The 13406-nt window shown below is 59.3% G+C and carries 17 protein-coding genes; 5 read left to right on the plus strand and 12 right to left on the minus strand.

The annotated features are described in order from the left end of the window. Positions 1 to 118: 118 nt before the first annotated feature. Positions 119 to 622 (plus strand): HPP family protein, encoded by a 504-nt coding sequence (locus AAE029_RS14545; protein WP_371073572.1) that lies wholly within the window; start codon positions 119 to 121, stop codon positions 620 to 622. A 3-nt stretch (positions 623 to 625) separates the two neighbouring features. On the opposite strand, the gene AAE029_RS14550 is transcribed toward AAE029_RS14545, so the two are convergent. Together AAE029_RS14550 and AAE029_RS14555 are read right to left on the minus strand one after the other, a co-directional pair. Continuing rightward, positions 626 to 1915 carry an RsmB/NOP family class I SAM-dependent RNA methyltransferase gene (locus AAE029_RS14550; RefSeq protein ID WP_371073573.1) on the minus strand — a complete coding sequence of 430 codons (1290 nt, stop codon included), beginning with the start codon at positions 1913 to 1915 and terminating at the stop codon, positions 626 to 628. Positions 1916 to 2044: 129 nt separating this feature from the next. Then, a complete protein-coding gene (locus tag AAE029_RS14555; RefSeq protein ID WP_371073574.1) occupies positions 2045 to 2350 on the minus strand; it encodes a septal ring lytic transglycosylase RlpA family protein in 306 nt (101 codons plus the stop codon). Here AAE029_RS14555 and AAE029_RS14560 point away from each other — a divergent pair. Next, positions 2262 to 2585 (plus strand): hypothetical protein, encoded by a 324-nt coding sequence (locus tag AAE029_RS14560; RefSeq protein WP_371073849.1) that lies wholly within the window; start codon positions 2262 to 2264, stop codon positions 2583 to 2585. The two genes, AAE029_RS14555 and AAE029_RS14560, sit on opposite strands and share 89 nt — an antisense overlap. Positions 2586 to 2890: 305 nt before the next feature. Here AAE029_RS14560 and AAE029_RS14565 read toward each other — a convergent pair whose 3' ends face one another. From AAE029_RS14565 to AAE029_RS14575, 3 genes are read right to left on the minus strand one after another with little or no spacing between them, the layout of a single operon-like run. Continuing rightward, positions 2891 to 3766 carry an SDR family oxidoreductase gene (locus tag AAE029_RS14565; protein WP_371073575.1) on the minus strand — a complete coding sequence of 292 codons (876 nt, stop codon included), beginning with the start codon at positions 3764 to 3766 and terminating at the stop codon, positions 2891 to 2893. Further along, the gene (queG, locus tag AAE029_RS14570; RefSeq protein ID WP_371073576.1) at positions 3766 to 4917 is read right to left on the minus strand and encodes a tRNA epoxyqueuosine(34) reductase QueG; all 1152 of its coding nucleotides are present in this window, start codon (positions 4915 to 4917) and stop codon (positions 3766 to 3768) included. The genes AAE029_RS14565 and queG overlap by 1 nt, the downstream gene beginning before the upstream one ends. A 10-nt stretch (positions 4918 to 4927) precedes the next feature. Continuing rightward, complete coding sequence (locus AAE029_RS14575; protein WP_371073577.1) at positions 4928 to 5620, minus strand: glutathione S-transferase family protein; 693 nt, start codon at positions 5618 to 5620, stop codon at positions 4928 to 4930. Between the two features lie 138 nt (positions 5621 to 5758). Here AAE029_RS14575 and AAE029_RS14580 point away from each other — a divergent pair, with 138 nt between their 5' ends. Then, the gene (locus AAE029_RS14580; protein WP_371073578.1) at positions 5759 to 6559 is read left to right on the plus strand and encodes an undecaprenyl-diphosphate phosphatase; all 801 of its coding nucleotides are present in this window, start codon (positions 5759 to 5761) and stop codon (positions 6557 to 6559) included. A 218-nt stretch (positions 6560 to 6777) separates the two neighbouring features. On the opposite strand, the gene AAE029_RS14585 is transcribed toward AAE029_RS14580, so the two are convergent. The 7 genes from AAE029_RS14585 to dnaN form a co-directional block, all read right to left on the minus strand. Next, positions 6778 to 6939, minus strand: a complete 162-nt coding sequence (locus AAE029_RS14585) for a hypothetical protein (RefSeq protein WP_371073579.1) — start codon at positions 6937 to 6939, stop codon at positions 6778 to 6780. A 363-nt stretch (positions 6940 to 7302) separates the two neighbouring features. After that, positions 7303 to 8283: a complex I NDUFA9 subunit family protein gene (locus tag AAE029_RS14590; protein ID WP_371073580.1), complete on the minus strand. Its 981-nt coding sequence runs from the start codon at positions 8281 to 8283 to the stop codon at positions 7303 to 7305. A gap of 99 nt (positions 8284 to 8382) precedes the next feature. Next, positions 8383 to 8670 (minus strand): DUF1330 domain-containing protein, encoded by a 288-nt coding sequence (locus AAE029_RS14595; RefSeq protein ID WP_371073581.1) that lies wholly within the window; start codon positions 8668 to 8670, stop codon positions 8383 to 8385. 13 nt (positions 8671 to 8683) lie between these two features. Further along, on the minus strand, positions 8684 to 9403 hold the full coding sequence (gene pyrF / locus AAE029_RS14600) for an orotidine-5'-phosphate decarboxylase (protein WP_371073582.1): 720 nt from the start codon (positions 9401 to 9403) through the stop codon (positions 8684 to 8686). Then, positions 9400 to 9993 (minus strand): histidine phosphatase family protein, encoded by a 594-nt coding sequence (locus AAE029_RS14605; RefSeq protein ID WP_371073583.1) that lies wholly within the window; start codon positions 9991 to 9993, stop codon positions 9400 to 9402. The genes pyrF and AAE029_RS14605 overlap by 4 nt, the downstream gene beginning before the upstream one ends. A gap of 14 nt (positions 9994 to 10007) precedes the next feature. Further along, entirely contained in the window at positions 10008 to 10601 is a 594-nt protein-coding gene (gene pmtA, locus AAE029_RS14610) for a phospholipid N-methyltransferase PmtA (protein WP_371073584.1), read from the minus strand. A gap of 116 nt (positions 10602 to 10717) precedes the next feature. After that, the gene (gene dnaN, locus AAE029_RS14615; RefSeq protein ID WP_371073585.1) at positions 10718 to 11836 is read right to left on the minus strand and encodes a DNA polymerase III subunit beta; all 1119 of its coding nucleotides are present in this window, start codon (positions 11834 to 11836) and stop codon (positions 10718 to 10720) included. A 252-nt stretch (positions 11837 to 12088) separates the two neighbouring features. Between dnaN and rsmI the strand changes: the two genes are divergently transcribed. Together rsmI and AAE029_RS14625 are read left to right on the plus strand one after the other, a co-directional pair. Continuing rightward, complete coding sequence (gene rsmI / locus AAE029_RS14620) at positions 12089 to 13009, plus strand: 16S rRNA (cytidine(1402)-2'-O)-methyltransferase (protein ID WP_371073586.1); 921 nt, start codon at positions 12089 to 12091, stop codon at positions 13007 to 13009. Continuing rightward, on the plus strand, positions 12999 to 13364 hold the full coding sequence (locus AAE029_RS14625; RefSeq protein ID WP_371073587.1) for a YraN family protein: 366 nt from the start codon (positions 12999 to 13001) through the stop codon (positions 13362 to 13364). Before rsmI ends, AAE029_RS14625 begins: the two co-directional genes overlap by 11 nt. The last annotated feature ends 42 nt before the right edge of the window (positions 13365 to 13406 follow it).

The raw sequence follows: 13406 nt of genomic DNA on the forward strand, positions 1-13406 counted from the left end.
AGGCACAAAATTCCCGCTGATTGGCGCGAAAAAGGAATTGGGTTGCTTGAAAATTCATCAAGTCGCGATCAAAAGATAGGCAAATCCTGCCCAGACCGATTCCGGATCCTGTTCCTGCATGTTCAATCATTTGAAGCACTTCATTCATCGGCACGAGCCGAAGGGCGAACTCGCCGCTCATCTGAAATCCGGTCTGGGCGCCATGACAGGCATGATTGCAGTCGGCGCGCTGACGATCGCGACAGGCATACCATTGCTGATTGCGCCGTTCGGAGCGACGGCGGTCTTGATCTTCGGTCAGCCGAAAAGCCCGCTTGCCCAGCCGGCCAACGTGCTCGGCGGCTATTTGCTTGCGGCTCTGATCGGCAGCCTCGCAGTGATGTTCTTCCCTGGTCTTTGGTGGGCTGCGGCTGTCGCCGTCGGTCTGGCGATCGCAGGAATGCTGGCTCTGCGCGTGACGCACCCGCCGGCCGGAGCCGTTCCGCTCGTCGCCTTCGCTTCGCACTTCACGACGGCGATGCTTTTTCTTGTGGTCTTTCTCGGCGGGCTGCTGCTGATCGCGATTGCCGTGCTGCATCACCTCATTCCGCCGAAACAGCAATATCCCCTGCGCGCTGAATAAATTTCAGGCTTTGCGCTGCATCCGACAGAAGAAAAAGCCGTCCGTGTCAGTCGAGGCGGGCGTCAGCGTGATGGTCTTGCCATCGGATGAATGCGGGCGTGGAGCGGCCGCGCCGAAGAGCGCATTCCAGCCACTCAACGCCTCAACGATCTCAAAGCCCGAATTGTTCGCTGCGAAGCGGTTGACCTGAGTTTCGTTCTCCTCCGGGAGCACGGAGCAGGTCACGTAGATCAGTTCGCCCCCGGGGCGGACAAAGTCGCTCGCCTGGTGCAGCGCATCCTGCTGCTGCGATGTGCGTTCATCCAGATTCTTCGGCGTCAGACGCCATTTGGTGTCAGGCCGGCGGCGCCAGGTTCCGGTGCCGGTGCAAGGCGCATCCACCAGGACGCGGTCGCAACGACCCGAAAGGGTCTCAAGCTCGTTGCGGTCGTCATGAACCTGGACATTGCGCGTTCCGGCGCGTTTCAACCGTTCGATGATCGGCGCAAGCCGCTTGCGGTCGGCATCATAGGCGTGAACCTGGCCCTTGTTGTTCATGGCAGCCGCCATGGCGAGCGTCTTGCCGCCGCCCCCCGCACAATAATCGAGCACCTGATCGCCTTCCTGCGGTAGGACGAGATCAGCCACAATCTGCGAGCCTTCGTCCTGAACTTCAAACCAGCCTTTCTGAAACGAAAGCTCGGCCGTCACATTCGGCAGACGCGACGCGCCTTCGCCCGCGGGGACCCGCAGACCGTATCGGGCGATGTGCGCAGCCTGTGCGCCAGCGCGTTCGAGCGCCTTCAGGGCCTTGTCGCGCGATGCTTTCAGCACGTTGGCACGCAGATCGAGCGTTGGGCGCTCGGCAAGCGCCTTGGCCTCGCGAAGCCACATGTCCCCGAACGCCCTTTCGAAGGAGGGCTGCACCCATTCCGTAATATCCGCCTGCACATGAAGGGGCGCAGTCTCGATTGAACGGCTGGCAAAGCCGGAAAGTGCCTCCTGCGTCGGGACGTCGGGTGCGAAGCGATCGCCCTCGAGTTCTGCGGCCAGCGTTTCCTGGGTGAAACCCCATTGGCGGAACATGACAGCATAGCCGAGCGCAACGGCGCTGTCGTCATCCATCAGCCACGCATGGGAGAGACGCATGCGCAGCGCGTCATAGACGATGTTGCCGATCGCGGCGCGGTCGCCCGAGCCGGCAAAGCGGTGAGCCAGGCCCCAGTCCTTGAGGGCATCAGCCACAGGGCGCTTGCGCGTGTTGATGTCCGCAAGTACCTCGATGGCCCCCCGCAGCCGGCCGCCTAGACGCATTTACTCTTCTCCTGGTCGCGCTGACTTGTGAACGATCCGCACGGAAGGTGCTAAGCGGATAGTTCACCAGTCTTGATCGCGTGGTACCCGCGATTGACGGCAAGAGCAAGCGTCAGGACCGACCGGGTGTCAGCCTATGACCTCGTAGCAGACCTTGGCTGTCCCTGAGGCGACCATGCCGATGTTTTGTGCCGCCGCCCGCGACAGGTCCAAGACTCTTCCCCGGATAAAGGGACCGCGATCGTTGACGCGGACCACGACGGTCCTTCCGTTTCGGCTGTTGGTCACCTTCAGTTTCGTTCCGAATTTCAGCGAGCGATGTGCCGCCGTGTAATGGGAAGGATTCATGCGTTCCCCGGAAGCAGTTTTTGAACTAAGCGCGTACCATGAGGCGCCTCCACATCCATTTCCTGCGAAGCTTTCCGAAGGCAGCATCGAAGAGCACGCAGCAATAGTTGCAGCGGTGGCAATAGAACGACAAATTTTCTTCAAAACGGATTTCCCCTCGAAAGTGATGAGCGCGCCGTTATTGGCGGCGGCGCTTAAATCCGTCGAAAAATGGCGAAAAAGTGCCTCCGAAGATCACGGACTGTTACACTTTGTAATTATTGTGAGCGCAACAAATACGAAATTATATTTGAGAAAAAACTTAAATATGGAAAAAAGGTAATAAAATCAGTTAAAAACAAAAAGGATTTTCCCGGTATTCGGATACTGGACGCGATATCACGAAATTTGAAAAAAATTTTTTCCTACTTTGCCATATTTGACGCCATAATTGTGCAAATTTAGAGGTTGTTAACCCAATTTGCGCGGATGATTTTCACGAGAATCACCCATTGGGAAGGAAATTCCTACCCTTTCTGGCGTTCAGAAAGCCGACAAATCGATCAATTTAAACGCGAATATATCTGCAGAAAATCTATCCAGACCTGCAATTCTCTTCCAGCTCTTCAAAGGAAGCTGGGCAGAGCATCAACCACGCCAGGTGTCCGAATGCCAAAGCTGCGCAAGCGACATTCGATATTCGGGAAAGGCGAAAACAAAGCCGAGATCGCGAATGCGCCGGTTGGAAACGCGTTTGTTTTCACCATAGAAGGACCGTGCCATCGGCGTCAGCTCAGCCGTTTCGAAAGGCTGTTCCGGCGGCGGCTCGACGCTCATCAGTCGGGCGGCTTCAATAACCACGTCCTGTGGCGGGCAGGGCTCGTCGTCGGTAATGTTATAGATACCGCCATGGTTGCCGGCGGCGAGAAACGCGGTTGCCGCGCCGATATCCTCGACGCGGATGCGGTTGAAGACCTGGTCCTTCTTGATGAGCCGCCGGGCTGTACCCTTTTCGAGATTGCAGAAGGCATTGCGCCCCGGCCCGTAAATCCCGGCTAGCCGTAGCACCGCCGCCGCGATTTCGCCCTTTTTGCCGCCAAGTTCCATCCAGGCCTGTTCCGCCCGTATTCGTTCAACCGAGCGGTCCGAGACAGGCTTGCATGGCGTTTCCTCGTTCACCCAGCCGCCTTTGTGATCTCCATAGACGCCGACGGTGGAAAGATAGCCGATCCATTTAAGCTTCGGCATCGCTCCTCTTAGATCGCTTCCGATCAGCCGGATGGCTGGATCGCCATCCTGGCCAGGCGCGATCGATTGGACGAGATGCGTGACGCCCTTAAGCTCTTCCCGCAGCGACGGTTCCATTTCGACGCCATCAAAGACGAAGGTCTCGATACCAAGCCGTTTCAGCGACGCGAGATTGTCAGTTGAACGTGTGGTCCCGGAAATGCGAACACCGGGACCTGCGAAGCTCCGGGCAATCGCCTTGCCGGAATAGCCGCAGCCGAAAATCATCACATGCATCAGTTCACTCCCGCCAGTCGCCATTCGTTCAACACGTCGTCTTCCGCCTCTTCTGGTCTTTGCGCCGCAAAGACAGCGAATTCATTGGCATCCATCAATTGCGACAAAGCCCAGATCGCCATGCCGCGCACGATCGGCGAGGGATCGAGGACAAGATCGCGACATTGGGCGATGAGCTTGCGATCGCCGGAATTGCCTGCGGCAATCAGCACATTGCGGATGAAACGGTCCCGGCCGATGCGCTTGACCGGCGAGCCGCTGAAGAAGGCTCGAAAGTTCGCATCGTCAAGCGTCAGTAAGAAGGCGATCGCCGGTTCCCTGAGATCCTCGCGTGTCTTGAGCTTCATTTCCGAAGCATTGGCTGCGAACTTGTTCCAGGGACAGACGGCAAGACAGTCGTCGCATCCGTAGATCCGGTTGCCAATCAGAGGACGAAATTCCGGGTCGATTGGTCCCTTGTGCTCGATCGTCAGATAGGAAATGCAGCGCCGCGCATCGATCTGATAAGGCGCCGGGAAGGCTGCCGTCGGACAGACATCGAGGCAGGCGCGGCAGGAGCCGCAATGGTCGATTTCCGCTTCGTCCGCGACAAGATCGGCACTGGTGAACATCGAGCCGAGGAAGAGCCAGGAGCCATATTGGCGGCTGACGAGATTGGTATGCTTGCCCTGCCAGCCGACGCCGGCCGCCGCCGCAAGGGGCTTTTCCATCACCGGCGCCGTATCGACAAAGACCTTTACGTCTTCTCCGGCGCGGGCGGCAAAGCGCGTGGCGATCTCTTTCAGGCGTCCCTTGATGACATCATGATAATCCCGGTTGCGGGCGTAGACGGAGATCGCGACCTTGTCCGGTTTGTCGAGGATGTCGCGCGGATCCTGATCGGGTCCATAATTCATTCCGAAGACGGCGATGGAGCGCACGTCCGGCCAGAGAACACGCGGATCGCCGCGTCGTTCGCGGGTCTCCTCCATCCACGCCATGGTGCCATGATGACCGGCTTGAAGAAATGTATCCAGGCGTTCGCGCGCGTGCGGGATCGAATCCGGCCGCGTGATCCGGCAGATGTCGAAGCCGAGCGCCTCCGCCTGGCTGCGCAAAAAGGCCGTCAAATCGTTGCGGCGCTTCGTCTCTGCTGCAGTTCTTTCGGGCATTCGCCCCTCGTCAGAAATCCAGGTCTGCGTAATGCGAGACCGGCGTCAATCCGCGCACCCGCTCGGCAAGCAGCGGCCGGAAGGACGGGCGGGATTTCAGCCTTTGATACCATTCCTTGGCGGTCGGCGATTCCGACCAGTCGATCTCGCCGAGATAGTCGAGCACCGAGATCGAAGCGGCTGCCGCAAGATCGGCATAGCTCAACCGGTCTCCTGCCAGCCACTGTCGTGAACCCGCGAGCCAGGAGACGTACTTCATGTGTTGACGAATATTGGCGCGGGCAGTTCGCAGGATCTTGGAGTCCGGCGCCCCGCCGCCCTGATCGGCGGTCATCTGCAGCTTGTAGACACGCTCTCGGGCGAGCGGCCTTGTGACGTCCTGTTCCATCTTCTGCATGAACCATTCCGCCAGCCGCCGTATTTCGGCGCGCTGGAACGGATCCTCGGCCAATAGCCGTCGGTCACGCTTCAGGACGCCATGGGTCTCGTCGAGATATTCGGAGATGACGGTTGCGCCGCAGAGCGCGCGCATGCTGTCGTCGACATAGACAGGGAGCGTTCCGGCAGGATTGAGCGCCAGGAAATCACGCCGCTTCTCCCAGGTCTGCTCCTCGATCAGTTCCGCCTGGTAGCCATACTCCGTCAGGATCAGCCGGACAAAGCGTGATGCGGAAGACATAGGGTGATGATATAGCGTCGGCATCGATACTCGAACTTTGTGATTGCTTTTGCATGGCAAAGGGCGCGACGCCCTAGTCATGACTCATTTGATGAAGCTATAGGAGCTTGGCCCCTTCAATACAAGCAAATCGGGCCAGTACCCTCTGACGAAGGACAAAACATGGCTGACATAATCAGTGCGCTCATACTCGGCCTGATCGAAGGGCTGACAGAATTCATTCCAGTATCGTCCACGGCCCATGTCCTGCTTGCCGGACATTTTCTCGGTTTTCAATCGCCAGGCAACACTTTTGCCGTTCTCATTCAGCTCGGCGCGATCCTCGCGATCCTGCTTGTCTATTTTCAGAAACTGCTGCATATCGCGCTCGCGCTGCCGACAAGCGCGCGTGCCCGCTGGTTTGTCCTCTCCGTGCTGCTCGGCTTCCTCCCGGCCGCCGTCATCGGAGCGATTGCCCATGACTTCATCAAGTCGGTTCTCTTCGAAACGCCGATGCTGATCTGTGTCGTTCTCATCCTGGGCGGTTTTGTCCTGCTCGCGGTCGACAGGATCAAGTTCAAGCCGAAATATCACGACGTCATGGATTTCCCGCCCTCTCTTGCGCTGAAGATCGGCTTCTTCCAGTGCCTGGCGATGATACCCGGAACCTCACGCTCCGGTGCCACCATTGTCGGTGCACTGCTGATGGGCGCGGACAAGCGGTCAGCGGCGGAGTTCTCGTTCTTCCTCGCGATGCCGACCATGGTCGGCGCTTTTGCGCTCGATCTTTACAAGAACCGCCAGTTGCTGAGCTTCGATGACGGCATGCTGATCGTCATCGGCTTTGTCGCTGCCTTTGTCTCGGCGCTTTTCGTGGTCCGGGGGCTGCTCAATTTCGTCTCGCGCCGCGGTTATGCCCCCTTTGCCTGGTGGCGAATTTTCGTTGGCGTGGCCGGCCTGGTCGGACTGCTGGTCGTCCACTGAGAACTTTGAAAAAAGAGGCGCGGCCCTCGCATAGAGCGCCGCGCCTTTAATTTCGATAGCGAGAGCAGAGCGGTTCCGCGCGTCTCAGGATGCTCAATCGCCTTTGAAGCGGCGCATAATCTTCTCCGAAAATCGGTTCCGATTTCGGGATTAGGCGGGAGAGCCGTTCAGCTTTTCATGGAAGCGCAGGACCGCTTCACACGTTCCCTGGAGTTGCTTTAGTGAGTGATGGAGCCGATCGCGCCGGTGCTGCAGGGATCGACGCCATAGGCCGGCGAACATCCGTCCTTCAATGCAGCGACCGAGCCGGGCGCGATGAAGGAACCTGCAAGAATAACCAGCGCCGCACACGCAAAAAGAAGCGCGATTGACTTGCCCATCGAAGAATGCCTTTCACAATAGGGTTACGCGCCGCAATTGGCACCGAGTCCATTCGGAGACGCGCGGGGTGTTTAGTCATAGGAATGCTGAATAGCAATAAAGGTTTCGGCTAAATTTGACGTTAATTTCACAAATTTCCTTATGCGTCTTTTATGCAACGCGACGCACCGCCGGATGGAGAAAAACATTCCGAGCTTGCGCGGAAATGACGTTGGAAAAGCGAAACGCCGCCATGGATATCCACAACAGCGCCGTGCGTTTCACAAGCCGCACAAACGTCGCTGTGGATTGCCGCACCTTTTATCCTCAGACGATTCCGATCTGAGGAAGTACACGGCGTCAAAAGCCTGAAGGACAAAAAGTCAGGCAGCCTTGCCGGAATCGGTGTACTGACCGTGCGGACGGTATTGCACGAGATAGGACGGCAGCACCGAGGTCAGCATGGTCGGCAGGATGCCGATTGCCTCGAGCGTCCGGCCTTCTTCCTCCGCCTGTTTCGAAACCACATTGTCGCGCCGCAATTGACGCACCTGGTCGGGCGTTATCGGCGGCGTAACAAACGGAACGAGCGAGGCGATGCTGCCGATCAAAGACGCGACGCTGAATGGCAGCGAAATGAAGCGCCGCTTGCGGCTGGTGACGCGCAGCATCGTTTGAAGACATTCGCGGAATGTCAGCACGTCGGGACCGCCGAGCTCGTAGATCTTGCCGGTCGTCAGCTTGCCGTCCACGGCGCGGGCAACGGCTTCCGCCACATCCCCCACATAGACGGGCTGAAACTTCATATTCCCGCCACCGATAAGCGGCAGGACCGGCGACAGGCGGGCCATGTCGGCGAACTTGTTGAAGAAGCTGTCCTCGGGCCCGAAGATGATCGATGGACGGAAGATGATCGCATCCGGCTTGATCGAGTGGATCGCGGCTTCGGCGCGGCCCTTGGTGCGGGCGTAAGAGGAGTCGGAATTCGCATTGGCACCGATCGCAGAAATATGCGTTAGAGTCGCATTGACGTTGCGCGCGGCCTCCGCAATAGCGCGTGCGCCGAATTCCTGCACGGCGTCGAAGGTATTGCGGCCGCTCTCGTGCAAGATACCGACGCAATTGATCACGTGATCGGCGTCTTCCACCGCCCGGTCAATGGAGTTGCGATAACGCAGGTTCGCCTGGACGAGGGAGATCTGGCCGACATTGCCGAGCGGCTGCAGGAAGCCGGCGAGATCCGGACGGCGAACGGCGACGCGGATACGATAGCCGCGTTTGGCGAGTGCGCGGATCACATGCCGTCCGACGAAGCCAGACCCTCCAAACACGGTAACCAGCGGTGGAAGGTCGGAAAGCGTCATGGCAGGCTCCTTGAATGGCTCGAATTCGGTTTCGTCTTAGCCGAATCGAAACGTCGCGTGAAGGGCCTTCACGCCGCACCCGCCGGCTGCCGTAGCGGTCTAAACGCCTTCTACGACAACCATTTCAGCATCCGCCACTTCCTGCCGGATTTTCGCGGCGATCTGGTACTCCGGAGAATTATAGCACTCGACCGCATCCTGCATCGAGGGAAATTCGATGACTACGTTGCGGCCCCGCGCCTGGCCTTCCAATTCTGTAAAGGCGCCGCCGCGCGCAAGGAACTTCGCGCCGTATTTTTCGAAGGCCGGCCTGGCGGCGGCGAGATAGTCTTTGTAGCGTTCCGGGTCGCGGACATCGACCCGGGCGATCCAGTAACCCTTTGCCATTCGTCGTTCTCCTTTACGTGATGCGCTGGTCTGGCTGCGTTCGGATCTCGCTCGCCATTTCGGCAAGAATGGCGCGGGCGGCCTCTCTCGGATCCGCGGCTTTGACGATCGGGCGTGCGACAACGAGATGCGTCGAACCTGCCTTGAGGGCGTCGGCCGGTGTCATCACCCGTTTCTGGTCGCCCTTGTCGCTACCCGCAGGGCGGATGCCGGGCGTGACGATCGCCATGTTCGGCCCGACGATCTTGCGAACCGCGGCCGCCTCTTCCGCCGAGCAGACGATGCCGCCCATGCCGGCAAGACGCGCCTGTTCGGCGCGGCGCAGTACCAGCGTATGCGGATCGTACTCGTAGCCGGCGTCGATCAGATCCTGCTCATCCATCGAGGTCAACACCGTGACGCCGAGTAGGCAGAGATCCGATCCCTTTGCCGCCGCGACGGCTGCCCTCATCGCTTTGGGATAGGCGTGGAGTGTCAGCATCGACATGCCCATCTTTACGATGTTCTCCACGCCCGAGGCGACGGTATTGTCGATGTCGAGAAGTTTCATGTCGAGAAAGATCTTCTTGCCGCTCTTGGCCAGATCGCGCGCAAATTCGAGCCCGCCTGCGAAGGCGAGCTGATAGCCGATCTTGTAGAAGAGAACCTCGTCGCCGATAGTGACCACGATCCTTTCGGCATCCTGAACGGTCGGCACATCAAGTCCGACGATCAAGCGCTCCCGTGCGGTCATGCTTCGCTCCATCCCTGCCAATCTTCCATGCGCGTCCAGTTGCATGAGACGCGGCGATCCGCAAGGGCGAAGCAGAAAAGATTGCCGCCTCCGCAGGGCTGATCGTGGCTGCGGGTGATGGAATGTCCTCCAAAGCGGCACTTCAGCAAAGTACCGACGCCGCCATGGCCGACAAAGGCGATCGGAGCCTTTGGATCATGGCCGGCAAGAACCGAGTCGACTGCGGCCGCGATACGGTCTTGCGCATCGATGGCGCGTTCCCATCCTTTAAAGCTTGCTTCCGGATGAGCAAAGAACCAGTTGGCCGCTTCCTCGAATTGCGGCGGTGGCAGAAAGCCCGTCGCCGAGCGATCGTTCTCATGCATTCCGTGGACGATCTCGACCGCGATTCCGGATGCCTGGGCAAGGATTTCCGCCGTTTCGATCGCCTTGGTCTCGTCGCTGGAGACGATGCGCTTTAACTGCCCGGCCCAGGGCCTCCCGGCGGCAAGCCTCGCTCTTGTAGCACCCTCTTCGGACAGGCCCCATCGCGGAACCGGAACATCCGGATCGATACGAACCTGGGGATGCGTGATATAGAGTGCAAACATCAGCCTATCCCACCTCAGCCGCGCCGATAGATCCAGAGTTGCGCCGGGGGGATGTTGCGGACGATGAAGTCGTAATGCTGGATATGGTAGCGGTCCGGTCGGGCGATGATCGGAGAGACAGGTCCGTAGGATATCTGCATGACGGGCCGTCCGGGCGGCAGATGATCGAAGAGGCTTTCGAGAAGCTTTACGCGCGCCTGCATAGGAAAGTTAAGAAGCGGCAGGCCGGATACGACGGAATCGAATCTCTGGTTGCGCAGAACGCCAAGCGTGCGGTCAAGGTCGAAGGCGTCGCCGTTGATGAAGTGGACGCCGGGATAGGCGCGCTTCAGATGCTGATAGAAATCCGTCGAATATTCGATCGCGACCAGGTTTTCCGGCTGAACACCGCGGGCAAGGATTGCCTTGGTGATGACGCCCGTCCCTGGTCCCAGTTCGAGGACAGGGAGGCCCGAGCTCGGATTGACGACACTTGCCATTCTTCGGGCGGTAATTGAGGACGTGGGCGCAATCGCGCCGACGGTCTTCGGCCGCTGAATCATGCCCTTGAAGAAGCGAATTTCTTCGTCGAACTTCTTTCCCAGCCGTTCCTTGAGGCGCAGCGCCATGGCATCCTCCACCGGATTTAATTGATGCGTTTACAGTTATTTGCCCCTATCTCGCAATCCGATGACGCAATGACAAGATCAAATGTCGCAATTCGCAAACTTTGTTCTATGGAAGATTATACACGCATTGGCATCAGCACGTAGAGCGCATCGTCGCCTGCCGTGTCGCGGATGAGTGTCGGCGAGCCCGCATCCGCCAGCAGGAATATCGCCTCGTCACCGGAAAGCTGTGCGGTGATGTCGAGCAGATATTTGGCATTGAAGCCGATTTCCATCGCATCCGTGTCATAGCCGACGGCCACTTCCTCGGTAGCACTTCCGGAATCCGGATTGTTGACCGTCAGCAGCAGTTGACCATCAGAAAGCGCAAGCTTCACGGCGCGGCCGCGTTCGGAGGAGATCGTCGAAACGCGATCGACCGCCTGCGCGAATGTCTGGCAATCGACACGCATTTCCTTGTCGTTGTTGGCCGGAATGACCCGTTGATAGTCGGGAAAAGTGCCGTCGATCAGCTTGGAGGTCATGACGATCGAGCCGATGGTCAGGCGGATCTTGGCGTCCGAAATCTCGACGGTCACGACGAGATCCGGATTGTCGACGAGTTTCTGGAGTTCACCAACGGTCTTGCGCGGGATGATGATGCCCGGCATGCCTTCGGAGCCGGACGGCGCATCCACGTCGGCGCGAGCGAGCCGATGGCCGTCGGTCGCCACCGCGCGCAGCTTCAGGTCGCCCTTGCTTTCGATCGTGTGGAAGAAGATGCCGTTGAGATAATAGCGAGTCTCCTCGGTCGAGATCGCGAACTGCGTGCGGTCGATCAGCATCTTCAGGTCGCTCGCCTTGAGGCGGAACGTATGGCTGAAGGTGCCGGCGGTCAGATCCGGAAAATCGGATTCCGGCAGGCATTGCAGCGAGAATTTCGACCGACCGGAAGCGACCGTCATCGTCGAGCCGTCGGGATTGGTCGCAAGCAGCACTTCGGAGCCGTCGGGAAGCTTGCGCACGATATCGTAGAGCAGATGCGCCGGCACGGTCGTGGCGCCGCTTTGCTCGACATTGGCGGGCGTCGCCTCGGTGATTTCGAGATCGAGATCAGTCGCCTTCATGTCGAGATTGGTGCCCTCGGCGCGCAGCAGCACGTTTGAAAGGATCGGTATCGTGTTGCGGCGTTCCACCACGCGATGGACGTGATTCAACGACTTCAAAAGGTTTGACCGCTCAATAGTAATACGCATGGATGCTACCGCTTTCGACCGTGACTGCCCGGGCGCAGATGGGCGCCTGATAAACATCCTCCGGCATGGATACCGAGGGAGAGTGGACAGGCAAAATGGCAGAATTCAGCATTGGAATGCAAGAGGCATGGAGGGTTGCCAAGAGTCATTTCAGGATTTCCAAGGCAATCCTCACAGGATTTCTGACCCTTGCCGAAAAAAGCCCGCTCGCCCATAAAGGCGTAGGCTTCGGGAATGCGGGTGAAAGACGGCATGAGTGACTGGACATTAAGAGAAGGCGGCGCCATGCGCAGCTTTCGGCTGCACAACACGACTGTGCCCGCGCGGCCTTTGGAAGCAGCTCTCTATCTGGTCGCAACTCCGATCGGCAATCTTGGCGACATCACTCTGCGCGCGCTAGAAACGCTTGCAGGCGCCGATATTCTGGCCTGCGAGGATACGCGCGTCACGCGCGTCCTGCTCGACCGCTACGGCATCGAGAACCGCCCCATCGCCTACCACGAGCATAATGCCGAAGAGGTCGGGCCGCGGCTCATGCGGGGGCTGGAGGAGGGGCGGTCCGTGGCGCTGGTGTCGGATGCCGGCACTCCCTTGGTTTCTGATCCTGGTTACCGGCTGACGCAGGCAGCGATCGATGCCGGATATCGCGTCGTTCCGGTGCCGGGCGCCTCCGCGCCGCTGGCCGCCCTTGTCGGCTCCGGTCTCCCGAACGACGCGTTTCTTTTCGCCGGCTTCCTGCCGACCAAGGACAAGGCCCGTCGCGACAGGCTCGCGGAACTCGCAGCCACGCCCGCCACATTGATCTTCTTTGAATCGCCCCATCGCATTGCGGCGACGCTTAATGCGGCAAGCGAGGTCCTTGGCGAAAACCGCCGGGCCGCCGTCTGCCGTGAGTTGACAAAGGCGTTTGAGGAGTTCCGCCGCGGAACCCTGAGCGAACTCGCTTCGCACTATGAGCAGATCGCAAACGTCAAGGGCGAGATCGTCCTGGTCGTCGGTCCGCCCGAACCAGGCGCGAAGCCTGAAGCCACCGATGTTGACGCCCTGCTCGCGGAGCTTTCGGCGGCAATGCCGGCCGCCAAGGCGGCCGGTGAAGCCGCGCGTATCACCGGCCTGCCGCGCAAGGATCTCTATCAGCGGCTCCTCGAGCGGAAGGATCGCGATGGGCGATGAAAACCTGACGCGGAAACGCAGGGCGGAGCGCCGTGGCCATGTCGCCGAATATCTCGCGGCGCTGTTTCTGCTCTTTCGCGGTTACCGGATCGTCGCCATCCGCCATAAGACCCGGCTGGGCGAAATCGATATCATCGCGCGCAAGGACGATCTTGCCGTCTTCATCGAGGTGAAGGCGCGCGCCAGCGAACAGGGTGCCGTCGACGCCGTTTCCTTTGCCACGCAGAAGCGCATTCGCGATGCCAGTGATCTCTGGCTTGCGCGGCAACCGGATTTCGCATCTCTTTCGCAGCGCTACGACATCATCGCCGTCCTGCCGGGTCGCTGGCCGCGGCATTTTCCGGACGCGTTCTGACCAGCCATCACGCAAGCTTCACAGAACTCTCCTATTGCCGGG

The sequence above is a fragment of the Sinorhizobium sp. CB7 genome, from assembly GCF_041357635.1.
Lineage (GTDB): Bacteria > Pseudomonadota > Alphaproteobacteria > Rhizobiales > Rhizobiaceae > Rhizobium.